Genomic DNA, 23,755 nt, shown 5'->3' with positions numbered 1-23,755 from the left:
CCGACCGGGCGCGCCCATCATAATCCTCGCCGTGCCAACTTTAACGCCCCATCAATATCTCCCTCGGTAAAGCGATCCGCTAACTTCTTCACCAACCGCCCCCGAGCATCATAAAACCAGAACTGTGGCAATGACTTAATCTCTAACGCTTCACATATCGGGACTTTGAAGTCAGCGGCCACAATTTTCAGAATCACGATCCGATTTGATGGTTTGGCGGCTAGTGCTTCAACATAATTCCCCTCCCGAATACTCGCCAAGGCTTTCGGGTAATGGAAATGCACAATATTGACGAACCCCTTTTTCAGGAAATCTTCAATATCAACTTCTTCTCCCTTACTAATGACCGAACTGTTTTTAGGATCAACTTCGCGCCACTTGCCAGATCGCTGCCATTCACGAGCGGGTTCCTCGACGGACTCATCCGGGGCACCCCCCCTTCCCTTGTTAATCCTTGTGTCCTGAGGCGACTGATTAATCGTGAGCTTCTTCAGCATGATCACACGTTCATCAATAGGTTTCCCATCTTTTGCAAGGTGAATGACAAACTCACCAAAAGACCGAAACTCGACATTCTCGTAAGTACTACGCGCCAACTCTATCGACACCGTGAGTGGCACCTCCGGGATAATGGATTTCACATTAAGAGGGTACTCAGAAATAGCCGCCCCATCCTCAGTCTTGAAATCAAACTTCCGATCAGTAAAGCCCATGAAGCGACCTTTAACCACCTGCCCATTATTCAACGTCATCGTGTCAGCTTGAGCCAGAGCGGTTAATCCGAGCAAAAGGAACCAGATCGTACTTCGCCTCATACCTCTCCCTTTTTCACTCCCATTCGATGGTCGCAGGTGGTTTTGAACTGATATCATAGACCACACGATTAATGCCAGAAACCTCGTTAATGATGCGGGTAGATATACGGGCCAGCGTATCATAAGACACCCGCGACCAGTCGGCCGTCATGCCATCCTGACTTTCCACAATGCGCAGGGCGGCCACATTCTCATAGGTTCGGCAGTCGCCCATAACCCCAACAGTCTGAATGGGTAGCAATATCGCGAAGGATTGCCAGATTTTGGCATACATCGGATCCTTCTGCATTTCTTCCTGAACCCGAAGATCCGCCTTCTGAAGCAAAGCGACCCGCTCCTCTGTCACTTCGCCAAGAATCCGGACGGCAAGACCGGGCCCGGGAAACGGCTGTCGATCGACTACATATCCGGGCAGGCCAAGCTCGCGCCCCAGTAAACGCACCTCATCCTTGAACAGCTCCCGAACAGGCTCGATCAACTTGAACTTCAGATCATCCGGCAGCCCACCCACATTATGATGGCTCTTGATCGTTACCGAGGGCCCACCCAATGGGGAGGCACTCTCAATAACGTCAGGATAGAGCGTTCCCTGGGCAAGAAATTCAGCCTCTCCGAATTTTCGGGCTTCGGTCGAAAACACATCAATGAAAGTTTTCCCGATAATCTTGCGCTTCTGTTCCGGGTCTGTAACTCCCTTCAGTCCATCCATAAACAGTTTCTGGGCATGCGCCACATGCAGATCAATGCCAAAGGCTTTTCCAAAAAGCTCCTCAACCTGCCGGGCTTCATTCGCCCGCACCAAACCGTTGTCCACAAAAACACAATGAAGTTGTTTGCCAATGGCGCGATGCAGTAAGGCAGCCACCACCGAGGAATCGACTCCTCCACTCAGCCCGCACAAAACGTGACCATCCCCCACTTTTGTCTGGATAGCCGCCACGCTCTCCTTGATGAACTGGGCCATTTCCCAATCAGGCCGACACTTGCAGATATCAAAGAGGAAGCGGCTGAGAATGGTCGATCCCTGTGGGGTATGAACCACCTCGGGATGGAACTGAAGTCCATAGATTCGTCGCGCAGAATTCCCCATGGCCGCCACCGGACACGTATCCGTCTTGGCCAACACGGAAAAGCCCTCAGGCATACGCTCCACCTGATCGCCGTGACTCATCCATACATCAAGCGTCGAAGGTAGATCACGAAACAATGAGGAGGAATCCACCACCGAGATCCGCGCGCTGCCATATTCCCGGGTATGCCCAGGCTTTACGGCACCATTCATAAGTTTGGCCGTCATCTGCTGCCCATAGCATATTCCCAGGACAGGCACGCCCAACTCATAGATGGCCGGATCACACAAGGGGGACCCTTTGTCTAAAACGCTCGCCGGGCCACCCGATAAAATGATTCCCGCTGGTTTACGGGCGGCCAGTTCAGCCGCGGTAATATTGAATTTCAACAGCTCGGAATAGACCCGCTGTTCACGCACCCGGCGGGCAATCAGTTGACTGTACTGGGACCCGAAATCAAGAATGGCAATCCAATTGTGACCCTGCATAACGTTTAAGCCTTTCGAATTAATTCGCGGAACTGGGTGAATAGATAATAAGGATCATGGGGCCCCGGAGAGGATTCGGGATGATACTGAACACAGAACATCGGCTCTTTCTTGTGTGACAATCCCTCTACCGTCTGATCATTCAAATTAATATGCGTCACGTTAAGTTTGGACATGTCCAAGGAGGCTGGATCTACTGAAAAATTATGGTTTTGAGAGGTAATCTCCACCGCATTCGTCAGTAAATTCTTCACAGGATGATTACACCCATGATGACCAAACTTAAGCCGGTACGTCTTCCCGCCACAGGCCAATCCCAAAATCTGGTGCCCGAGGCAAATCCCCATCAACGGGAGCTTGCCCAGTAATTCACGGGCCGCATCAATCGCATAAGTAACCGCCGCAGGATCAGCTGGCCCATTAGAGAAAAAGACTCCATCGGGCTTCAGCTTCAGAACCTCTGCCGCAGACGTCTGGGCAGGCACCACGGTCACAGACATGCCATTCCGGCGAAGGCTGCGCAGAATGTTCCACTTGATCCCGAAATCATAAGCTACGATTTTCAGATCAGCCTTCGGTAATTCACTCGCAATCCCCCAGCTCCGGGATAACGACTCATCTGAATCCCACTGATAGGCTTTCTTGCAGGAAACTTTTGCCGCATAATCCTGACCATCCAAGCCGACCCACTCTTTGGCTTTTTGCACGGCATCAGCCTCATTAACCTTACCGGAAACACTCATAAAGCCACGCTGAGTCCCCTCCATGCGGAGCCGCGTCGTGAGCGCCCGGGTATCAACACCCGCAATCGCCGGAATGGACCATTTCGCAAGATATTCAGACACCGAACCATCCGCCCGCCAGTTGCTGGGGATGTTCATGTCGTGAATGATAAATCCACTGGCAAAAAGTTGCCGACTTTCCATGTCGGCCTGATTCATACCAGTGCTACCGATCTCCGGATAAGTCATCGTCACAAACTGACCACTATAGGAGGGATCACTGAGGATTTCCTGATATCCCGCCATGCCCGTGTTAAATACCACCTCCCCGTAAGCGTCCACCGGGGCACCGACAGAATACCCCCGCAAAATCGTTCCATCCTGAAGCGCCACAAAAGCTTTGCGGGCTCGCTGTTCCGCCCAATTCCATTTCGAAGCCATAATTGATCCTCCCAATCCGGAAAAAGTTCATTTACTCTACCGATTCCTCCGCCACTTGGCAACGGTAAGCAAAACATGGGCAATAATTCTCATTTTGTTAGGTATTGCCAGAATTCGAACGATCCAATCCTCGTTAAAGAGCCGGATTACGATATAAGAACTCTTATGGCACCCCATCATCACGCGGCTCAGACAAGCTTCGCCCTCCAGCAGAATGATCTTTATCTTCTAGATCTTTCTTTTTGGAGGGCGAAGCTTGTCTGAGCCGCGTGGGCAGGGCGTCAAATGAGTGTCATCACAAAGACGGCATGTCCTTAGGTGAGGATGGGGGGGGGCCTGCTGTTGTCTTGTCTTGCAGGAAAATGAAGGATACAGTTAAAAGATGATTAAAGGTTATCAGTTTCTCGCAGAAAGCAGTTTTTTCAAGGAACTATCACGAGATAGCGTTAAGGCACTTGCAGCCATCTGCTCTGTGAAAGAATTAAAAAAGCGGAGTTTCCTGTTTCACGAAGGCGATCCTGGTCGCGCGCTGTTTTTATTGCGGCGGGGCGCCATCCAACTCCACAAGACAGCCCCTGACGGCAGCGAAGTGGTCATTAAAATCGTCCAACCCAGTGAGGTTTTCGCTGAAGTTGTTCTATTTGAGCGAGAGAATTATCCTGTGACCGCCGTGGCACTGTCTGATTGCGATGTAATCGTCTTTCCGCGGGCCGACGTTCATCACCTGCTCAACAGCGAAGGCTTCCGTAACGACTTCATTGCCATGCTGATGCGCAAACAACGCTATCTTGCTGAACGCATCGTTCAGCAACAGGCCCATGACGTGGAAGGGCGACTGCTTTGGTTCCTGAAGGAGCAGTTTGGCAACCAAAAGACCGTAACTCTGTCGATTTCCAAAAAAGACATTGCGGGCGCCATCGGGACTACACCGGAAACCCTGTCCCGCCTGATCTTGAAGTTAAAAAAACGCAAGTTACTTACCTGGACGGGTAAAACTCTTACCCGTCATGGACTGTGAACTAGATGAACATTGTCACATTGGATTGATCCGCCTCGCCGAGAAAGGCGGCAACCCCGCCATACTCAATACCATCAATCAGCTCTTCAGGCTTGATCCCCATCACATCCATCGACATCGTACAAACCACAAGTTTGGCACCGGCAAATCGTGCGGCGGCAATCAATGCGGGTAGCGAATCGACATTTTTCTTTTTCATCACCATTTTCATCATGGCCGTGCCCATGCCCATCATATTCATCTTGGACAGCGTCAGCGCCTCCGGCCCTTTCGGCATCATCCAGCCAAACATGTTATCGAGAAGGCCTTTCCCTGAAGCCTGCGGGCCCGGCTTGCGTAAGGTATTAATACCCCAGAATGTGAAAAACAAAGTAACCTCGCACCCCATAGCCAGCGCCCCATTTGCCATCACAAACCCCGCCATGACCTTGTCCAGATCATTTGAGAATATTACAAACGTCTTCTTATCCTTCGGAGCACCGCCATTGCCGGCGGGAGTCGCAGACACATCGCCTTTACGGATATGGGCCACAATTCTCCCCGCTTCACGTTTGATGTTCTGAATTTCATGTCCATTACGACGACACCAAGCGGGCGCATCACTGAAAAATCCAGGATCTGTAGCGCATATTGTGAGTTGATCTCCTGGTGAAAGCTTGTCCATTTCATCTTTCAGCCGTTTGATCGGCCCCGGACATTGCATTCCGCAGCAATCGACCTCAACTGTTTTTACGGCCGCCATAATCTGCGACACTTTGGGTTCCTCAGCATAAGAGAGCAAGGGTTTTGGTTTTTCATGGCTTGCCGGATCCTTGCAAACTGACTCATCGTGTACGCTGCAAAAAGTCAGAGAGCCCCCGGCCAGGGTGGCCAATTTTGAAATTCCACGCTGCCGCAGCAAGCGATACGCCAAATAACTCCGAAAACCTACCTTGCAATACAGATAGACCATGCGATCTTTGGGGATTTTGTCCAACTGAGCGCGCAGCTTCCCAAGCGGGATATTGACGGCCCCGGGAATATGCCAAAGCTCATATTCCTGAGGGCTTCTGACATCCAATATTAAACCATCAGCGGTCTTGATGGGAAACTCTTCTGCATACCACAGAACCAGATCACCCCGAAGCAGGTTATCGCCAATGAAACCGGCCATATTGACAGGATCTTTGGCGGAAGCATAGGGAGGAGCATAAGCCAACTCCAGGTGTTGCAACTGGGAAATGGTCATACCTGCCCGGATGGCTGTGGCAAAGACATCCAACCGCTTATCGACCCCATCATATCCCACCACTTGCGCGCCCAGCAATTTTCCTGAACCCGGTTCAAAGAGCACCTTGATATGCATCTGGGCAGAGCCCGGATAATAGCCGGCGTGGCCGGAGGGATGCAGATAAATCTTAAGGAAGGGACGCCCGGTTCTCTTCAAGGTCTTTTCCGAGGCACCGGTACCACCGCCGGTCATATCAAATATTTTAACGATCGCCGTACCCTGCGTGGATGAATATGCCGTATCACGACCGCAAATATTTTCCCCCGCAATACGACCTTGCCGATTTGCAGGCCCCGCAAGCGGAATCAACGCCGGTTGACCGGTGACCATATCCACCACTTCAATAGCATCCCCAGCCGCATAAATGTCCGGATCCGAGGTCCGCATATGTAAATCAACCTGAATCCCACCGCGTGCACCCAACGTCAGGCCAGCCGCACGAGCCAAAGCCGTGTCTGGACGTACCCCCGCCGCCAAAATGGCCAGATCCGCAGAAAGAACCGTGGCATTCGTCAATTCGACCGCTACGCGGCCTGAGTCCTCACGAAAAGCGGCAGCAGCCAATCCAAGATGCAATTTGATGCCATGATCAGCCATATGGACTTCGAGATCCCGAGCCATCTCACGATCCAAGGGAGGAATGATTTGATCCGCCATCTCGACCAGCTCAACGTCGAGCCCGCGCTCACGCAGATTCTCTGCCATCTCAACGCCAATATACCCCCCACCAATGACCACCGCTTTACGTGCGCCCCCATCCACAATCCCCTTGATCAAATCCATGTCCTCGATGTTGCGCAGAACAAATACACGAGGGTGATCAATCCCGGTTAAATTAGGACGGATCGGCACAGCACCGGGCGCTAAAACCAATTTGTCATACGACTCATCGTATTCACGTCCGGACGCCAATTCCATCACCTGTACGGTGCGCCGTTGGCGGTCAATTCCCCGTGCTTCATGCCCTACACGGACATCCAGGTTTAGAGAAGCCTTCAGACTTTGCGGGGTTTGAAGCAAAAGATTATCGCGCTCCTTAATGACGCCACCAACATGATAGGGCAAGCCGCAATTAGCAAAGGATACATGCTTGCTACGTTCCAAAACCACAATTTCAGCAGTTTCGTCCAACCGCCGCGCACGAGCGGCCGCCGACATTCCCGCAGCTACCCCACCTATAACAAGTATTTTCATATGTTTTTGACCCTGAATCAATTTTCTACTCACTGCCCACGGAAATCTGCTCACTGCTTACTGGCCATTGCCTATTGCCCACTACCTATTGCCTACTGCTTACTGCCCGCTGACAACTGTTTCTTCCGTATACAATCCAGAATGGTTAAGGCGCTAGGATCGGCAATGCCATACCACACCTCTTTACCTTTTCTCACCGCCTTCACTAAGCCGGCCCGCCGCATCTGATTTAAATGTTGCGAGATCGTTGCCTGCGGAATCTGAAGTCGAGCCATAATGAGATGTACCGGCAAATCCCCTTCTCTTTGGAGAATCTCGACCAACTTAAGCCGACACGGATGCGCCAAAATTTTCAATGCCCCCGCCATCCGCTCCAAAAGATCCATAGACAATTCAGAAATGCAGCCTTCATTCGTTTTCATAGCCACAACATATCACTGTATTTATATATGTCAATAATAAACCGTTTTTCTATGCTTGCCTGAATCTGGACTCCGTCATAACTTTGCACTTCACTAACTTATGCAACGATTCGACACCATATTGGGAGAGATTTTGTTCGGCTTATTGGCCCTGATTACCATCGGCTCAACCTGGCTCTTTGGGGCCTGGGAAAACTGGTGGTTTTGGCCTTTTGTGACCCTTATATTTGTCGCCAGCACATGCTTTACTACAAGGCTAATGCTGTCTGCCCGACTCGGGACCGCACGGCTGAACTTTTCCACCATCTCCTTCACGCTGATGCTGGCATGGCTGCCATTTTTACTTTATGCCTTGATTCGAGCCATTCAAACCGATGTCCCTATGGACGCCGAACGAAGCTTCCTGCTGCAACTCACCCCCTTCCTTTTGGGTTTAATGGCTGCAGTTGGGCTTTCTGAGTCAAAACAACGCTGGCTGGCCATGTTATTGCTTGCCAATATTGTTCTGATTGGGATCTATGGCATCGCCAATCACATACTGGCAGGCAATGCGAAAGTGCTCTGGGTCGCAGGCTTTCCGCAATATCAGGAAGGTTATCACCGCGCCACCGGCACCTACTTTTGCCCGGATCATTTTTCAGGCTTGATGGAGATCGGCCTCGCTCTGAGTCTGGCCTTGACGCTAACAAAATCTACACCGCTGGTTCAGCGGATTATTGCGGCAGGCTTGTCGGGCATCGCACTCTGGGGCATTATCTTAAGCCGTTCGCGGGGAGGAGGAATTGTCGCAGGCATCGTTATTTTGGCAGCCTTATGGCTTTGCACCATGTCATGGGACAAGCGAACCCGGTGGTTAGGACGAGGCGGGGGGCTATTCTGCTTGATCGCCGGGATCATCGCCTTCACTGCGTTTGGGGGACATTATGTGAAACGGTTTAAAGAATACCCATGGAGCGAACTTCAGCACTCTGATCGTTATCAAATGTCAGCTGCGGCCCTGCGGGCTTGGCGCTCCGCCCCTTGGTTCGGGATTGGCCCCGGCATGCATCAAAATCTCTGGCCTCACTTTGCGTCCTCACCTGACGGGGATCGTGAAAACGGGATCTGGCCGACGCACATAAACAACACCTTTCATTCATTCGAGGCCCATGATGATTGGGCTCAATTACTTGAGGAATATGGCAGCGTGGGCCTGATACTATTTCTTGGGGCCATTGGTACAGCACTCTGGCAAATTTACCGCCGATGGAAACGATGGGCAAACAACCTATCTTTGGAGCCCGCCTCAAACGCTAACAACAAATTTGCATGGATGTTGCCAGGACTCCTGCTCGCAGCGCTTGCCATGGCCATCCATTCATTCGGTGACTTCAATCTACAGATCCCTGGTACCCCCTGGTTGCTAGGAATCCTGACGGGACTGACGGTGGCTATTTCGAGCCACGCCGCGCCCTATCGCAGGAATAAACATTCCGAAACGAGCAACCAACAATGACGGTCACCATCGCACCCTATCTTACCTGGCGGCAACGTTTTTTTCGATCATCCATACCCCTCCTACTCAGCGATCTATTTGCCATCGTCGCCGCCTATTTCACGATGTTGTTTATCAGATTTTACAGTTCAACAGGCCATGACTTCTTCACCTGGGTCAACGTCACGCTCGGCCTGCGAGACACGGGGGATGTGGGTAGTGACATTGCCCACTTCTACTTCTACAACGCACCCCGGATTCTGTTGCTGCTAAGCGGAACGATTCTATTCCTCTATGGCTATATGAATCTTTACTCCCGGCGACGTTTTATCCGCCGGCACGACGAAGTCTTATCAATAGTCATCGCCAACATCCTCGCTCTAAGTTTGTTCTACGGGTATTTCTATCTAACCCGAAACGAATTCCATCCACGAAGTGTGTTTGCAAGCCTGCTCGCCGTAAACGTTGGGTTCACCGTCCTGTGTCGCCTCATGACTGTGGCACTTATGGATCGATCCAAACTGGCCATAACCCGGGTACTTCTGGTCGGGAGCGGGCAGGAATCTGAATTCATAGATCGTTACATCACCATCACGAAATCAGCGGGATTATCCATCGCAGCCCGCCTCCCTATCGATCCTTTACTTTCCACAGAGCAACTTCTTGCCAAAATCAAAACGGAGGTGCAGCGGCACCGATGCCAAATGATCCTATGCGCCGACAACAGTTTATCCGTATCACAAATCATGCAACTCTTAGAATTAGGCGAGAGTTTGGGCCAGGAAGTTAAAATTCTTTCCGACAAACTCAATGTACTGATCAACGAAGCGGGTATGGGCTCTGATTTTTTCATGGAGCTCCCCTTGGTGCATTTCGCCGTCTCCCCTATTGGAAAGTGGCACCACCAGTTACGGCAAGTAACCATGCAATTACTGGCCGCATTCATACTGATTGGCGCGCTCCCCTTTATGCTTCTGACGGCCATCTTGATTAAAATCACAAGCCGGGGCCCTGTGTTTTTCATGCAGGATCGGATAGGAATCAACCGCCGTCCATTTCGGATGTATAAATTCCGGACCATGAACGATCGCGCCGATGAATTACAGGCACAAATCGAGGAATTCAATGAATCAGGCGAAGGCTTGTTCAAGATCAAGCGGGACCCTCGAATTACCTCGACGGGCCGTTTCTTGCGACGATTCAGTCTGGACGAGCTTCCGCAGCTGATCAACGTCGTGAGGGGAGAAATGACCCTGGTGGGGCCCCGTCCATTACCGAAACGGGACTTTGAGAACTACTATGAGGAGTGGCACTACAGCCGGCACAGCGGGTTGCCAGGGTTAACGTGCCTGTGGCAGGTCTCAGGGAGAAGTGACATCAGCTTCCATAACATGTGCATTCTGGACGACTATTACCTTCGCAACCAGAGCTTCATGCTGGATCTTAAAATCCTGTTACGCACCATCGGGGTGGTACTGTTCGCCAAGGGAGCTTATTGATGCTCTCCCCTTTTTTACAGCGAGGCATCAAACTCAAGCAAACTTCAGAAAACCATCCTATTCTCATAACGGTTAGTTTTCTTGTCATGGTATCGCTGGTCTTGCCGACTCTATTCCCCGTGTATTTCCGAGAGGATGATGTCGTTTATCTTCAGTGGGCACGACTACATCCCTGGCAGGATTGCTTCCGGCCATCCCAAGCCGTTCTGTTCGGCATGTTTCGCCCTGTACAAAATCTGACATGGTGGGGTCTGTACCACCTTGCGGGGCTAAACCCTTACCCCTACCAGGTTGCCATCCTATTTTCCTATCTCGCCGCACTCGCCACCTTCTTTGCTTTCATCAAGACTGCACTATCCACTCGTGTCGCTTTTGCCTCGATGGCCGCCTACGGGGTGGCCTTTTATTTTTTAACATATATCGTCTTCTGGTTTTCAGATCTTACCTATACGCTCGAATTATTGTTCGCTCACGGAGCGCTCTGGTGTTTCGCACTTGCCATTAAATTCAATTCGCGCCGTCATTTGGCTGGCGCCATCGCGTTGTTTTGCATGGCGGTGGCCGCCAAGGAGCCGGCCGCTCTGCTCGTCCCCTTGATCTGTTCTCAATTACTTGCCGTAAAATGGAAACAGTTAAACCAGCACACCCGGCGCTATCTCGCTATATCGGCTGCGCTCATGCTAACAGGAGGGGTTTTGTGGCTACTCATGAATCCCGCAGTCCAATCCCGACAGGGCATTCCTCTGAGGCAGGGCTTCGACCTATGCTCCGCTTTCATCATGCAACGATGGTCCTTCTATGCGAGTTGCCTTACTGCGTTCCCCACCATCCTTGTATGGGTCGCTGTTTTGTTTCTGGCAATTCAACGAGTACTTTTCCGCTCAACGCATGACACTTTAAATACTCTTGTAATTTCCATGGGCATCTCCATCGCTGGGGCACTTTTCCTCAAAATGGCACCCAACTTCGCCCTATTGTTTTTAATATCCGCGTTCCCCCTCTTGATTCTATCTCGTCATCCAGCGGGAATCGGGGCAATTTGGGCGGCCCCCGCCTTGCTGGGAATCTTGACGCTGGAGTTTATTGTCAGAACCTATTTAGTGGAGACTTCCTTCGGGCTAGCCTTAATCTGCGGGACCGCAGCAACTCCACTTATGGACCGGCTCGCCCTGCTCGCCACCTCCCGCTCAGCCCAACATCGCAAAAGAATCCTCATGCTATCCGCGACCGCCCTTCTGGCCCTGGGCATCGGCATGCACTCGCTCCTGTCAGCGAAATTACAGGCATTGAAAATTCTTTCTGCGAACCGCCAGAACTTTGCGGACGCCATTTCTTTTCTAGCCCATCCCAACGAGAAAGCCCTGGCCCCATTGATTATTGTTGATTATGCGGATATGGGGATCGTCTATGAGCGAGACATACTTCCGCTTGGAGATGGCGAAAAAGCACTACGCCAGAAAACCATGACCAGCCTTTCCCTGGCTGCTTTTCTCCCATCCATTCCCATACATAACCTGGAATGGTGGAATGCACACCCCGAAGTTATGAATGCATCCCTGCTGACGTTAAACGTCAGGGAAGAAGAGTTTTTGAATGGAATGGCTCTACGAAAGAGCCTCCTTCGCGAATGGACACGCCAAGGGACTCGCGTCCGCCTTTACCACATTACCCGAGAGAGAGCGGCGCTTAGTCCTTTTGAATCAACGGGTACAAGTGCGAGATGAAAGATTCCAACTCCAGGGTATGGTCCTCGGATGGATTGTGTTGAATGGAAAGGGCAACATAGGCCCACCGATCGAGCCGATTTTTGAAAATACGATCCATGGCAGTCTTGGCCAATCGATCAAAGTGGAAAGGGGTTTCATAATCCCCTCCAGTGTACCAATATGCATAAGTCATGCAGACGGTCTGTTTTTCGCCCCCTCCCCCTAACTGAGTCCTGACGCTCAACACCTCGACCTTCAGTGGATTCTTTCCCGTCCTCGGGACAGTCAACGTCCGAGTATTTTCAATCACATATCCCTGTCCGGGCAAGCAGCGTTGCGGACGATGGATACTGCGCTGATTCTCACCGCTGAACACAACACTCACAAAAATAGGTGGCTCTCCCTGTGCCGAGTAACGTTTCTTCAGAATCATTGTATCTGCGGGCAGGACGCCTCTCTCCGCAGGCGACATGGTGTTAAGTTCATGGCCACACTTGGTGCACACATTGGTTTGCCTTAACTCTGGAGCAGAGAAGACCGCAAGACATTGCTGGTTTTGACAGAAATAGATGTCAGTCCCCTCATATCGACCAACTTGTGCAGGGAGCCCGTCCGTCCGCAAGCGGATGTACCCCGTGTAATGAACGGGCGGCGTAAACCAAGTTGAACATCCCACCAGGATTAATAACAGGATGACAATCCCAACTGCCTTGGTCTGCGCCTCCTTCATTGGATGCCCCTTTTTTCAACATAGTGCTTGATCAGATTCCCCAATCCCATCATCAACAGTACCGCAGCCCCGAACATCACATAGCCTGAGTAATCATGATAAAAAGTCATCGCGTTTTCCTGCCCGAAAAATGTCGCCACCACGGCGATACTGGCCACCCGAATCACATTACCGGCCACTGCAATGGGCAAACTCCCGATAAACAGCATCCATTGAGCCAGGGCACGACGATGGTTGAAATACGCGTAAGCGGCCCCCAAGGCCGCCATAGCCATGAGGGAATGCAACCCACTACAAGGGTCGGCCACATCGATGTTAAATCGTCCTCCCGTCAAAGAGGTGATCGCCGTCCCTGCCCGACTCACAGGAATGCCCACCCCATTTAACAGGACCTCCGACAAACTGCTCGCCAGAAGTCGTAGAGGAAATGCCACTGCATCGATAAATACCAGTGGCACACAAAACGCCAAATAAGCACAGGGAAAAATAAACAATCGTCCCGCAGACCATCCAAACACAAAAACAGGAATCCCCCAAAGCAATAAGGGCAGTGACATTAATACAAGGCGGGTTTGCTGGGCTTTGATCCCAAACCAGTATAGCAACAGGGCTAAGCCGATAATCCCTAAGCCATAACCACAAACTTTTTTCGGCACGGCCACCAGTTCTTTCCGAATTCTCCATATGGCGGCAAGACTGACTAATGGAACCAACCACCCATGACTATATTCTCCAGATTTAGTGTTCCATTCCAGGATCATCCACCTAATCGAAGATCGACCAATATGCTCAACTTCCTCAACATTGCCGCCTAACCCGTAAAGCATGAACACCAGGGTCGCCACTATCCCCCAAAGAAAAGTCGTGCCCCACCTCAGGCTCCGTTCGCCCTTGAAGCAACAGGGCAATTTCTGGAACAACAATTTCATCATTGGTACTCCACTTATCAATCAGAAAAGCTGTAATTTTTTCTTTGAAGAAACTCATCATACGAAATGACCGGACTGCCTGCGATCATGCGGGCAAAGAGATCCTCATAGCAATCCGTAATCCATTCCCAGTTGTAATATTGATTAATTCGGGAGGTTGCTTTCTGCCGAAGGCGATCAACCTCCGCAGGATCATCGATTAACGTCTGAAGCTTTTCCTGCAAATGGCGCTCAGGTTGGTCATTGGAAAATCGAGCTCCACAATCCCCAACAACCTCGCTGTTAGCCAGTGTATCCCGAACCAGCACTCCATTTCCAAACCCGAGTTGATCCAAAAGCGCCGGGCGGGTTCCATTGATGGCCGAAGGCTGAACGTAGAGATAAGCATGACTGCTTAATTGGGCGTAAACCTTCCCAAAAGCGTAGCCAGTGAAAATGATACGAGAATCACCCTCCGCTGCCTTATAGAGTTCTTGCTTATAACCTTCGCTGTGCGGAGCATCTCCAATCAAAACCAGCTTCATTTCCGTCCGAACCCCCTTAAAGGCCCGAATGAGTAAGTCAATGCAGTTTTCCGGCACAAACCGCCCGACATAGAGAATATATTCCCGAGACTCCAATCCCCATTGCGCAAGGGCGGCAACCTCTTCCTGCGGACACACGTTTGCGCCATACGGCACAAACACCGACTCCGTATTATAGACTTCACGATATCGCCGTTGGATCACCCGGGCATCGGCGACAATCTTCGTGGCCGTGCGTGTCGCGACCTTCTCACACCACCGCTGGTACCATCGGGCAAACCCCGACCACTTTTCCCGCGCCCAATCTTCCCCATCCACGTTTAATAAGGTTTTTGCCCCAACCATCCGCGGCAACCATACCAACGGACTGTTGCCCACAATACAGTAATAGGCAATATCATAACCTTGAAATAAAGCATGGCATGATGACAGCGCCGTGTGAGTGATCGTATCCAAGTGCTTGGTGGAAATTGAGGGAAGCGAAATCAATCGGGCTCCTTTATATTCCCCTTTTACATCCCGGATAAAATGCGAACGATTATAAACAGAGACCTGATGGCCGCGTTGAACCAACCGCACCGCCAATTGTTCATAAAACGTCTCAAACCCACTGTATCTAGCGGGGATTCCCCGTGATCCGAGGAAAGCAATTTTCATGGCGTTGCGGGTCATGTAAGTTCCTTCGCCTGAATCTCGGACAATTCATGCTCCACAGCAACCATTTCGCTGTACACCATTTCTCCGGTGACGGCTTCCACGCATATTGGGGACGACATTCGGCAAGTGTCTAAACAGGGCCGCCAAGGACACACATCCCGAACCACCACATGCGACTCATTGCCATAGGGAGCATAGATATTCGGATCCATGGGGCCAAAGATACATACCACTTTTCGTCCAAGAGCGGCCGCAAGATGACTTACCGCGGAATCATTACATAGAACAGCATCGACACAATTCACCAGACTAGCCAGCTCAGAAAAGGATCCGGGCGCCACAGAATATATCAAGGAATGCTCTATGGACAAACCGGGGCTATCTGGCGGTTTGACCACCACCACAGGATGTCCGGTCTCAACTAACGTTTTCACCACTTCTTCAAAACGTTCAGCAGGCCACTGTCGAACCGCCTTCCGCGCCCCGGGATGAATCAACCATAGGGGCTTGTGGTGAGGAATAGGGCGTTCAAAAGGTTTGGTGTTCATCCACGGCGTTGTGGTTGACCAAGCCACCGCGACAACTTCAGCGATCTGCCGCCAGGCCAGTAAATGAGATTGAGATACATTAGTGCGATGCAACGTATCGGTCAACAAGGGGCGCCCCAACACCATGGGCCCCAGACCCTCGATCATTCTTCCAAGTAAGCGATTCCGTCGCCGCCACGGCACGCGACTGGCATAGTAGTTCACTTCCGTCATTGGGAATCCAACTCGCCGGGGCGCCTGACTTAAGGCCATTAACATGTGAACCCTCACATCCGCCCACACCGACATAACCACCGCAGGACAAAGCGTACGGAGTGTGCGCAGGGATTGCTTCCAAGCCTGCAATCCTCCACCTTCCCAGGGTGGTTCACATACCACAACATGCTCGGGGGGCAAAATCATCTCGAAAACAGGCTTCGTTAGTGACGTACATATCACCCGTACGTCGAAAGCGGCAAGTGCCCCATTTATAAACGGCAATGCGAGAATAGCATCCCCCAGTCTGTGCCATTCAATCACGACAAGCACCGGCTTCATACGAGGTCCCCTGGCTGGGATCGCTTACGATCTTCATACACTGCCTTGGCAATGCCGGCCATGAGTAGTTCATGGCTCGGATAGCCTCCGGATATCCAGCAGAAAATGGACCAAATAACTATCTCCAGCACAGCCAGAAAGTAAAACACATGCGCTAATCCACAAACGCCTTCCTCCCGCAAAACACGAAGCGGACCCCTGAGCAAAAACCAGAAAAGGTAAGCATACAACAGACCTCCCGCCAGCCCCATCGGGGATAAAAGTGTCCACAAGCCAGACTCATACAATCCCTGACGGGATGCAACATGTGCCCTATCCTCAAAGGTGGCGGAATAAGCTTCATACAGGTCATCAAAAGGTTCTATCTGGTTTCCAAAAACAATAGTTGCCACCGATTCCGTCCATCGATCCATTCCCAACTCTGATAGCCGTTTATGCCACTCATTGCTAGCTCTCACATCGCTGTGCCAATTCAGCCACTGAGTCGATGATTCTCCCACGAGAATTGACATAGTCCGTTGAGCCTCAACCGGGAAACGATAGATTAAATTAGGGCTCTGGTTCAAAATAACCACCATCATAACAACAAGGCCACATGCCACAGAAAACCATCCATAACGACGCCGAATGACCGCCCACGCGACGGGAATGACACACATCATCCCCAAACTCGCCCGTCCTCCCCCAATAAGCACCAGCCAAACCGAGAGGCCAATGACTCCAAGATTCATCACCTTACCCCATCGTGAGGGGATATATTGAAAGCAAGCAAACGCGATCAAAACCAATTGAATTCCCGTGAAACGAAGGTCTGCAAAGCCCCCTCCGCCCACTACAAAATTCAAATAGGGGATTTGGACCTGCTGCCCAACAAGGAACGAAATCACTCCAGCCAGCGCACGAAGCAAATAAGTTGAATACAGAAGGATCAACAACCACTTCACGGATCGTGTCGAACCATAGAGGTAAAACACAATCAAAAAGAGAATCGCCCATAGGCCATGAAAATAGGCTCTTGAAATACTTCCCCCGCCACCAAGCCCCTCCCATTGGGAAAGCAGAAGACTTCTAATCAAATTCATGATGAACAAGGCCAACAGAAGCCATAACGCCGAAGTCATCGGTTCGCGCGCAATTTTCTCCTGCCGCCTAGATGCTAAAAGCGGCAAGAGGGCCAGAACACAAATCGGCAAAGCAATTTCATGCGTAAACAATTTGTGTTCCAATATAAATGTTCCGCCAAACGCCACGGCCAAGGGCATCAACATCCACCACCGTGCCCCCCCAAAAACAATCCACAAGAGTGGTAATATCCAAATCAAAACAGCCGCCAACCCCCATACTCCCTGCTCGGCAACAGTATTAAGCAAATAGACTGTGGCCCCCACCATAGCAGCCGCGATCCCGATCTGTGTGACACGACGCATTATGACTGCATTAATCATGATGGCTTACCCTTATTTCGAAGAACTTTGACTACACGGTTCGCCACGTCAACTGCCGACAACTGAGCCAGCACCAACCTTTGCTGGCTGTCCCCCAGTCGCTGTATATCAGGGGGACAAAGATCCACTTCGGTAGCCGCATAACATCCCGCCTCGACACTGGAAAACCAGAGATTTCGAAAAAAGAACACAGGCACTTTCGCTACATTCGCTAAGTGGCGGGGGCCCGAATCAGACGTTAATACTGCATCACAACGTTGAAGGAAACTCGGCAGCGCCCGCAACCCAAGTGAACCAGCCAGAATACTGGCTGCTAATCCGTACTGCCGGTTAGTTCGTTCCAAAATGGCGGCATCATCCTTTGCCCCCAGCAGGAGTATCTGCGCACCGGTCTGTTGCCTGACCTCACTTAGAATTCCCCCCATCAGATTCATCGGCATGGCACCTATCGGTTGCCGGGTTGTCATAAAGCAGGCAAGCGTCGGCCTCTGTACATCCAACCCCAGTTGCAGCCAGATCCCATCCGCCTCCTCCTGATCGGTTTGCCGTGGATAGAGCCGTGGACACAGCGGCCATGCCGGCTCCTGCCCTGTAAGCGCAGCGACATATCCGCGGAAATAGGCCGGATAGGACTGCGGATACCGAATCGGCATGGGGTGCGTCACCCACCCGGAAAAGCCCTTATAGATGTACCCGACGCGGTTTGGAATCCCGAGCCGAACAGCCAAAGCCAACTCCGGCCAATATCGGACGGCATTAGTCGACAGCAATGCGTCAAAGCCTAACTTCTTCAACTCCGCCTCATGGCAAGGGAGAAGATCCAGTGGCGAACCAGAGCGGGCCCATGGCAACACAGCCCGGATGGCTGGATTTCCTTCCAGCAACGCCGCTGTGTTCGGAGCAGTCAAATAGTAAAATTCACACTCCGGCAAACCCTGCTTGAGCGCGACCAAAGAACAGGTTCGGTAGAGAATGTCACCAATGTGGTTGTCTCCCACCACCAGCGCCCGTTTCCAAGCATGCGGATTCGATACTGCCCTCCCGCATTTTCGAAAAGCATACGCCCGGAACAAAGGCGCCAAGCCTTCAACCATCAGGGCAATCAGCCAGTTTGCCTTTTTAACGAAATACATGGAGGAAGGGAACATCGGTAGAGGCGAACTTTCTTCAAAACCTGAGACACCAACAGGATCGGCGATCACCGGCGCCCTTCCTGAAGTCGACTCTTATTGGAATGTCTGTTTTCGTATCACAACTTCAATTGAATATTCACCATCACTATGCCGTTCAGGGTCATTGATGCTGTGACCTTCGTCGCACACCCGCAGGATTTCTATCTGGAAATCCTGCAGACTCCTGCGAAGTAACGGCACCATCCCCAATGTATGCGGCGGATCATCACACTCCGGAAGGAAAAACCATTTATGGTCGGGATTCCAACACGACGGCAAGGTGGTGCGTTTCTCATACAAATCCCGATGAGGCACAAACAGGATCAATACTCCGCCTGGCCGCACGCATTCCCACCACGTCTTCAGAGCCGCCTCTGGACTACACATATGTTCCAGTAAATGAGAGGCACTCACAAAATCATATACCCCACGCTGCACCCTGGGCAGTTGCCCCGCATCCCCGTGCTCAATTTCAAACCCTTCCGCATGAGGCACAATCAGATCGCCTCCATATCCGATGTCCAATCCACGACCACGACAATACTTCTCAAAAAAACCCTCGCGTAACCGCCGCGCATGTGCCTTGAAAGTCTCACACCGAGTAACCGGACGACCAAACAACAAGTAGCGCATACAACGCATATGCAGCGAAATGGCCTCCAAATGCGGCCAATAAATAGGCGAAAAACACTGTTTAATCAAATTTCGTAATTTTTTCATATCACTCACCCCGCAATCGGATCGAATTACCGTAATTCCGCATACCCCTGAAGGCTTGTATTTCCTTGAGATTTATATAAATATATACATGCAAGGCTAGATTCAAGCTCATTACAAGCTCGTCCTATTCATCTCATCTCAGGATGAATCTTAACATAAGATCATGCCGAAGTTTGTCGAGCAGGGGCCGGTACAACCGCAAGGAAGTTACCCGAAAATATTTTACCGGCAATAGACCCATGAATAACCCACATAAAGCCATGAATTACAGGATTCAGGATCAGCCGCCAAAGCCAATTCCGGAAACGCCCCCGCCAGCCAAAAGGCAAGGGCGGAATTGAATAGAAACTAAAAGCGGCATACCCCGCCAGCCGCAGTGTTTGCGATAAACTGTTTACAGAATAGGCACGTTGATGCGTAATATCGAGATATCGATAAAGGTTCATTGGGCAAAGCGCATTAGGTACTTGTATCACAACAATCCCCCCTGGCGCCATTCGCTTTCGGGCGATTTTCAACAATTCGATGGTTTGATCAACCTCGAGATGTTCCAAAACATCCAGAATGAGAATAACATCGAAAAAGGACTCCCGTCCCTTCAGAAATTCCACCGCATCAGCACAAATCACTCCTTGAAGACCCAAAACTTGTTGCGCATATTGCACCTGCTCCAAACTGCAGTCTACACCCTCAACATTCTGGTATCCGGATTCTTGCAAAGCCTTAAGCATTCGTCCATAACCACATCCGCAATCCAATATTCTAGTTTCGCGACGGGGGGGAAGGTGCGGGAGAATACATTTTCGGAAGTAGACTTTGCCCCACGCCAAAGCAGCACTCGGATCACCTTCCGCTAACATGCAAGTGGAGGTATACTGGTCAAATATCGACTGGTTCATGCTCTGACTCCTCTTTTATCCACTTCACTAATCGGCATTTGATAAATTTCAAGCCTCGCAACACAGCACCAGGCATCACGGCTGCGGGCAATAAAAGGCACCACACCGTCCAAGATGCCGCCATATTGCGAACCCCTTCACGGACAAGCCCCCTAACTGGTCGACCAGCATTTTTCAGAAACATCAGTCGGGGCAACAGGTAGAACAGCGTAGTATGCGCATAGGCAGTCCTAATAGCCCGAAAGGAATAGCCGCAGGGCTGTAAAGCAGCCAATGCCTGAGGAAACCCAACCGCAAAAGTTGTAATCCACCACCTGTCCAACGGCGATGCAGCAGAATCTCCATCCCCAAAATATTGCGACTCCCCTTCCCCCCCGCGGTTCATGACCAGTGGTTCGGCTAAAAACAAAACCCTGCCGCTTGCACGTAGCACTAAATACGCAGCATACATAAAGCAACTCCCCCCTTGATCAAACCGTTGATAGTCCGCCAGAGGAACGTTGAGAAATGCCTGCCGGTTGAGAATCACCCCGGAGATATATCCGACATGAATTCCCAGTTTCGCCAACACCTGATCCGGTTCATTGAATATGATGTTTTCGGACACTTCTATAAAGCGCGGACGTATCACCCGACTGAAACTATGATCATATATGGAAACATTACAAACAACCGCCCCAATCCCTTTTTCCAAACCCTCAAGAATCTTGCGCACCGCCTCAGGAACGATCTTGTCATCATCGCCTAATATCCACACATAGGTACCATTAGCCAACGCAGCCACCGCCCTGAAATTGGCATGAGCCCCGATATTGGTTGACTGCCTGAAATAGCGGATCCGGATATCTTTCTCAAAGGCCTTGACCACCAAACCAGTATGATCCGTGCTGTCGTTATCAGAGATAACAACCTCACACTGCCCTTTCGCCTGCACGGAAGAAAGTGCAACGCGAATGCTTTCCAAACATTCACGCAAACACTCCGCCCGATTAAATGTAGGAATCGTAATTGAGAGTCTCACCTGGTCAACTGGCATAATACCATCGCCTCCAATAACGGACGACTGAACGTAGCGGTCTGGCCATCACGCGAACCAACGGGGAAGGAAAAACCAGAAGGGGATAAGCCAAGAAGTAATAGAGCGGATCCCCTCCGTACAAAGCCCGAACTTCCCGCTCTTTTACCCCCGATGCTCCCTGACATCGATCCGCCAGAATGCTTCGCGGCAGCCCACGCACAATAACCCCTCTCTTCAGCGCCATTAATTCCCCCTCAGACAATAACCCCTCTTGCAGCAATTCTTGATGCAGCAAGGTAATATTCATGACCCCATACCTTAAAATATTAGAATAGGCGGATTCATTGTAACGAGCCAAAACGACCAAAGAGCCATCGTATACAAATGGCCCGCAATTGGCCAACGCCATACGCGCAGCTATGTCAACATGCGCCGTCCCTCGCCCTACTACTACTTTGTTAACAAAGGTACGGGCAAGTTCAGCATGCACTGTCAATGAAGATATGAACCCCAATCCAAATTTCAGATAAAAGACTTTTCCCTCACTTATCACCTCTTTCGATACAGGCGCCATTGGGGGCCGAAGATATGTAGGATTATCATATAAAAAAGGCGCATGATTCACATACATAATACTTGGTTGATATGCCCTCACCTGTTTTAGTATCGCCGCAAAATGACCAGGCGCCGGCAGATCGTCATCCGAAAAGAAACTCACATAGTTCCCTTCCGCGCGCTGGACGCAAGCAAGCACATTACCATCGAAACCAGTGTTGGTTTCATTCCGAAAATACCGAACCTGCGCGCTTTTTTGAACGTACTCCGCACAAAGGCCCGGCGTATCATCCGTCGAGGCATTATCTGAAATAACCACCTCAACCTCTGGCTTATCCGACACCTGGAGCAGCACAGCATCGAGTACTTTTTTCAAACAGTTCGCCCGGTTGTATGTGGGAATCGTAATGGAAAGAAATGGCTTCATATATTGACAAGTCTTCGATTAATCACAGATCGCACCCACATCACATACAACAGGGTACTCGGCGCAATACAGCCTACTGCGGCCAATGCCACACCGTGGACTCCCATATATTTCCCCAGCACAACCGGCAATCCGACCAGCGGAACCAGCATCACCACCGACAACACAGCCTGCCTGCGGACTATCCCCAGACTGTTCAATAAAACGGAATGGGTGTTTACCCACCCGCTCAAAATTACCCCTAGTGCAAACAATCCGGCAAGCCAGTAATCAGTGATCCACCGCCCCGTCCACAGACGCAGGATCAGGGGATGTCCAAGCCAAATAGCAAAACCGCCGACCACAAACATAAGCGGCCAAATCCTCCATACACAAATCCGGAATTTATTCCGGATCCAATCCCAATCCCCAAGTCGAGCATGATAGGTATACGCAGGAGCCAATGGCGACAGAAGCGCCAGATGCATCGTCACCAAAAAACCAAAAATCCGTTGAACCAAAGTGAAATCGCCAGCCATCACCAACCCCCCTACCGCACCGGCGATGATCGGACCAATAAATCCAGCCATCATCGAGGAAAGACCTAAGACAAAGAAATCCAGACTGGGCTTCAAAAATGAACGCAGAACGCTCCATTGCTCCCGCCACGGCGCCCAACGCCAACTCCATCCATACCGCCTGATCAGAATCAAGGTTACCCCTAGCCCACACAACAAATAAGCCCCAAAGAAACTTAATACAATAAAGGGAACGTTCCCCACATACAGCGCCACCCCAAAAATCAGGATCAGAATGACCGATTGAACAATGGCCAGAAGACTGACAAAAACAATCTCCTGCCGGGCAAAAAACACCGTAGCGGCCACCGTTAGCGGTTGGTTCAACATCACCAATCCGCACACCATCGGAAACAGCCATTGCACCTGCCCTGCAAGTTCCGCAGATTTAATCTTGAATAGACCCGCCCAATCAAACCACGGAAGAACACCGAGACAGATTGTAAATCCCACCAAGCCAATCAGACTTTCGGCATGAAAAACTGTCCAAAAAACGTTGATTTGCGCTTTCTCGGAATCGGACTGGGCCGTCAACGCCGCCATCCGGTTTCCTAGCCCGTAACGAAACCCTAAATCCAGCGCCATTCCGAAATTCATAAACCCAAAACAAATGGCCCAAAACCCAAATGCCTCCCCGGACAGTCGCCGGGATGCCAATGCCATCGTAACCAAAATCGATACCACCGCGGCCATCCGTGCAGAGGCCGTGGCCAGGGACCGCCACCGCCCGGACGCCTGTTTTAGTGCTGCCATGATAGCCATATTTAAGAAGGTGAATACACTTCGAGCCAATAAATTGTGAATTGATATAGGCCATTATGCATAAAAGAAAATCTAATTGAAGAAAGAATTCAAGTGAAGGCAAACCTGCGATTCAGACACTGGGGAGGGGCTCGGGGGGTGCCAACCCTGACCGTT

20 protein-coding genes are annotated in these 23,755 nt (G+C 50.9%); 4 read left to right on the top strand and 16 right to left on the bottom strand.

Features of this window, described 5'->3' with window-relative positions; translation table 11 throughout:
• Nucleotides 1-17 precede the first annotated feature (17 nt).
• Genes WCI03_09265 through carA form a run of 3 tightly spaced genes read right to left on the bottom strand, consistent with a single transcriptional unit; the run spans nucleotide 18 to nucleotide 3,536 of the window.
• Nucleotides 18-815, bottom strand: coding sequence for a hypothetical protein (locus tag WCI03_09265; protein ID MEI8140044.1), 798 nt, complete (start codon nucleotides 813-815; stop codon nucleotides 18-20).
• Nucleotides 816-828: 13 nt separating this feature from the next.
• Nucleotides 829-2,373: a glutamine-hydrolyzing GMP synthase gene (guaA, locus tag WCI03_09260; protein ID MEI8140043.1), complete on the bottom strand. Its 1,545-nt coding sequence runs from the start codon at nucleotides 2,371-2,373 to the stop codon at nucleotides 829-831.
• A 5-nt stretch (nucleotides 2,374-2,378) separates the two neighbouring features.
• Nucleotides 2,379-3,536 (bottom strand): glutamine-hydrolyzing carbamoyl-phosphate synthase small subunit, encoded by a 1,158-nt coding sequence (gene carA, locus WCI03_09255; GenBank protein MEI8140042.1) that lies wholly within the window; start codon nucleotides 3,534-3,536, stop codon nucleotides 2,379-2,381.
• Nucleotides 3,537-3,918: 382 nt separating this feature from the next.
• On the opposite strand from carA, the gene WCI03_09250 reads away from it, so the two are divergent.
• Nucleotides 3,919-4,554, top strand: coding sequence for a Crp/Fnr family transcriptional regulator (locus WCI03_09250; GenBank protein MEI8140041.1), 636 nt, complete (start codon nucleotides 3,919-3,921; stop codon nucleotides 4,552-4,554).
• A 1-nt stretch (nucleotide 4,555) separates the two neighbouring features.
• Here WCI03_09250 and WCI03_09245 read toward each other — a convergent pair whose 3' ends face one another.
• Nucleotides 4,556-7,018 (bottom strand): FAD-dependent oxidoreductase, encoded by a 2,463-nt coding sequence (locus tag WCI03_09245; GenBank protein ID MEI8140040.1) that lies wholly within the window; start codon nucleotides 7,016-7,018, stop codon nucleotides 4,556-4,558.
• A 92-nt stretch (nucleotides 7,019-7,110) separates the two neighbouring features.
• Nucleotides 7,111-7,440: a metalloregulator ArsR/SmtB family transcription factor gene (locus WCI03_09240; GenBank protein MEI8140039.1), complete on the bottom strand. Its 330-nt coding sequence runs from the start codon at nucleotides 7,438-7,440 to the stop codon at nucleotides 7,111-7,113.
• A gap of 100 nt (nucleotides 7,441-7,540) precedes the next feature.
• Between WCI03_09240 and WCI03_09235 the strand changes: the two genes are divergently transcribed.
• The 3 genes from WCI03_09235 to WCI03_09225 are packed head-to-tail and all read left to right on the top strand — an operon-like array spanning nucleotide 7,541 to nucleotide 12,137.
• Nucleotides 7,541-8,935 (top strand): O-antigen ligase family protein, encoded by a 1,395-nt coding sequence (locus tag WCI03_09235; protein ID MEI8140038.1) that lies wholly within the window; start codon nucleotides 7,541-7,543, stop codon nucleotides 8,933-8,935.
• Nucleotides 8,932-10,413, top strand: coding sequence for a sugar transferase (locus WCI03_09230; GenBank protein ID MEI8140037.1), 1,482 nt, complete (start codon nucleotides 8,932-8,934; stop codon nucleotides 10,411-10,413). Before WCI03_09235 ends, WCI03_09230 begins: the two co-directional genes overlap by 4 nt.
• A complete protein-coding gene (locus tag WCI03_09225; GenBank protein ID MEI8140036.1) occupies nucleotides 10,413-12,137 on the top strand; it encodes a hypothetical protein in 1,725 nt (574 codons plus the stop codon). Before WCI03_09230 ends, WCI03_09225 begins: the two co-directional genes overlap by 1 nt.
• On the opposite strand, the gene WCI03_09220 is transcribed toward WCI03_09225, so the two are convergent.
• From WCI03_09220 to WCI03_09170, 11 genes are all read right to left on the bottom strand, one after another.
• The gene (locus tag WCI03_09220) at nucleotides 12,100-12,849 is read right to left on the bottom strand and encodes an exosortase-associated EpsI family protein (GenBank protein MEI8140035.1); all 750 of its coding nucleotides are present in this window, start codon (nucleotides 12,847-12,849) and stop codon (nucleotides 12,100-12,102) included. The genes WCI03_09225 and WCI03_09220 overlap by 38 nt on opposite strands.
• On the bottom strand, nucleotides 12,846-13,781 hold the full coding sequence (locus WCI03_09215; protein ID MEI8140034.1) for an exosortase/archaeosortase family protein: 936 nt from the start codon (nucleotides 13,779-13,781) through the stop codon (nucleotides 12,846-12,848). Before WCI03_09215 ends, WCI03_09220 begins: the two co-directional genes overlap by 4 nt.
• A 14-nt stretch (nucleotides 13,782-13,795) precedes the next feature.
• Nucleotides 13,796-14,974 carry a DUF1972 domain-containing protein gene (locus WCI03_09210; protein ID MEI8140033.1) on the bottom strand — a complete coding sequence of 393 codons (1,179 nt, stop codon included), beginning with the start codon at nucleotides 14,972-14,974 and terminating at the stop codon, nucleotides 13,796-13,798.
• Entirely contained in the window at nucleotides 14,971-16,044 is a 1,074-nt protein-coding gene (locus WCI03_09205; GenBank protein MEI8140032.1) for a glycosyltransferase family 9 protein, read from the bottom strand. Before WCI03_09205 ends, WCI03_09210 begins: the two co-directional genes overlap by 4 nt.
• Nucleotides 16,041-17,489 carry a hypothetical protein gene (locus WCI03_09200; protein ID MEI8140031.1) on the bottom strand — a complete coding sequence of 483 codons (1,449 nt, stop codon included), beginning with the start codon at nucleotides 17,487-17,489 and terminating at the stop codon, nucleotides 16,041-16,043. The genes WCI03_09205 and WCI03_09200 overlap by 4 nt, the downstream gene beginning before the upstream one ends.
• Nucleotides 17,486-18,622, bottom strand: a complete 1,137-nt coding sequence (locus tag WCI03_09195) for a glycosyltransferase family 9 protein (protein MEI8140030.1) — start codon at nucleotides 18,620-18,622, stop codon at nucleotides 17,486-17,488. Before WCI03_09195 ends, WCI03_09200 begins: the two co-directional genes overlap by 4 nt.
• A 93-nt stretch (nucleotides 18,623-18,715) precedes the next feature.
• Nucleotides 18,716-19,381 carry a methyltransferase domain-containing protein gene (locus WCI03_09190; protein ID MEI8140029.1) on the bottom strand — a complete coding sequence of 222 codons (666 nt, stop codon included), beginning with the start codon at nucleotides 19,379-19,381 and terminating at the stop codon, nucleotides 18,716-18,718.
• 161 nt (nucleotides 19,382-19,542) lie between these two features.
• Nucleotides 19,543-20,280, bottom strand: a complete 738-nt coding sequence (locus WCI03_09185; protein ID MEI8140028.1) for a class I SAM-dependent methyltransferase — start codon at nucleotides 20,278-20,280, stop codon at nucleotides 19,543-19,545.
• Nucleotides 20,261-21,316 carry a glycosyltransferase family 2 protein gene (locus tag WCI03_09180; protein MEI8140027.1) on the bottom strand — a complete coding sequence of 352 codons (1,056 nt, stop codon included), beginning with the start codon at nucleotides 21,314-21,316 and terminating at the stop codon, nucleotides 20,261-20,263. The genes WCI03_09185 and WCI03_09180 overlap by 20 nt, the downstream gene beginning before the upstream one ends.
• Nucleotides 21,306-22,280, bottom strand: a complete 975-nt coding sequence (locus tag WCI03_09175) for a glycosyltransferase family 2 protein (protein ID MEI8140026.1) — start codon at nucleotides 22,278-22,280, stop codon at nucleotides 21,306-21,308. Before WCI03_09175 ends, WCI03_09180 begins: the two co-directional genes overlap by 11 nt.
• The gene (locus tag WCI03_09170) at nucleotides 22,277-23,590 is read right to left on the bottom strand and encodes a hypothetical protein (GenBank protein MEI8140025.1); all 1,314 of its coding nucleotides are present in this window, start codon (nucleotides 23,588-23,590) and stop codon (nucleotides 22,277-22,279) included. Before WCI03_09170 ends, WCI03_09175 begins: the two co-directional genes overlap by 4 nt.
• Nucleotides 23,591-23,755 lie beyond the last annotated feature (165 nt).

This window comes from bacterium (assembly GCA_037143175.1).
Lineage (GTDB): Bacteria > Verrucomicrobiota > Kiritimatiellia > CAIKKV01 > CAITUY01 > JAABPW01.
This window is presented reverse-complemented; position numbering and strand designations above follow the sequence as displayed.

Excerpts from the sequence above, each read along its gene's own strand:
- WCI03_09265 (MEI8140044.1), bottom strand. The coding sequence starts at position 815 with ATGAGGCGAAGTACGATCTGGTTCCTTTTGCTCGGATTAACCGCTCTG.
- WCI03_09175 (MEI8140026.1), bottom strand. The coding sequence starts at position 22,280 with ATGAAGCCATTTCTTTCCATTACGATTCCCACATACAACCGGGCGAAC.
- WCI03_09220 (MEI8140035.1), bottom strand. The coding sequence starts at position 12,849 with ATGAAGGAGGCGCAGACCAAGGCAGTTGGGATTGTCATCCTGTTATTA.
- WCI03_09190 (MEI8140029.1), bottom strand. The coding sequence starts at position 19,381 with ATGAAAAAATTACGAAATTTGATTAAACAGTGTTTTTCGCCTATTTAT.
- WCI03_09205 (MEI8140032.1), bottom strand. The coding sequence starts at position 16,044 with ATGAAGCCGGTGCTTGTCGTGATTGAATGGCACAGACTGGGGGATGCT.
- WCI03_09225 (MEI8140036.1), top strand. The coding sequence starts at position 10,413 with ATGCTCTCCCCTTTTTTACAGCGAGGCATCAAACTCAAGCAAACTTCA.
- carA (MEI8140042.1), bottom strand. The coding sequence starts at position 3,536 with ATGGCTTCGAAATGGAATTGGGCGGAACAGCGAGCCCGCAAAGCTTTT.
- WCI03_09245 (MEI8140040.1), bottom strand. The coding sequence starts at position 7,018 with ATGAAAATACTTGTTATAGGTGGGGTAGCTGCGGGAATGTCGGCGGCC.
- WCI03_09185 (MEI8140028.1), bottom strand. The coding sequence starts at position 20,280 with ATGAACCAGTCGATATTTGACCAGTATACCTCCACTTGCATGTTAGCG.
- WCI03_09180 (MEI8140027.1), bottom strand. The coding sequence starts at position 21,316 with ATGCCAGTTGACCAGGTGAGACTCTCAATTACGATTCCTACATTTAAT.
- WCI03_09195 (MEI8140030.1), bottom strand. The coding sequence starts at position 18,622 with ATGTATTTCGTTAAAAAGGCAAACTGGCTGATTGCCCTGATGGTTGAA.
- WCI03_09230 (MEI8140037.1), top strand. The coding sequence starts at position 8,932 with ATGACGGTCACCATCGCACCCTATCTTACCTGGCGGCAACGTTTTTTT.
- guaA (MEI8140043.1), bottom strand. The coding sequence starts at position 2,373 with ATGCAGGGTCACAATTGGATTGCCATTCTTGATTTCGGGTCCCAGTAC.
- WCI03_09210 (MEI8140033.1), bottom strand. The coding sequence starts at position 14,974 with ATGACCCGCAACGCCATGAAAATTGCTTTCCTCGGATCACGGGGAATC.
- WCI03_09200 (MEI8140031.1), bottom strand. The coding sequence starts at position 17,489 with ATGATTAATGCAGTCATAATGCGTCGTGTCACACAGATCGGGATCGCG.
- WCI03_09215 (MEI8140034.1), bottom strand. The coding sequence starts at position 13,781 with ATGATGAAATTGTTGTTCCAGAAATTGCCCTGTTGCTTCAAGGGCGAA.
- WCI03_09235 (MEI8140038.1), top strand. The coding sequence starts at position 7,541 with ATGCAACGATTCGACACCATATTGGGAGAGATTTTGTTCGGCTTATTG.
- WCI03_09240 (MEI8140039.1), bottom strand. The coding sequence starts at position 7,440 with ATGAAAACGAATGAAGGCTGCATTTCTGAATTGTCTATGGATCTTTTG.
- WCI03_09250 (MEI8140041.1), top strand. The coding sequence starts at position 3,919 with ATGATTAAAGGTTATCAGTTTCTCGCAGAAAGCAGTTTTTTCAAGGAA.
- WCI03_09170 (MEI8140025.1), bottom strand. The coding sequence starts at position 23,590 with ATGGCAGCACTAAAACAGGCGTCCGGGCGGTGGCGGTCCCTGGCCACG.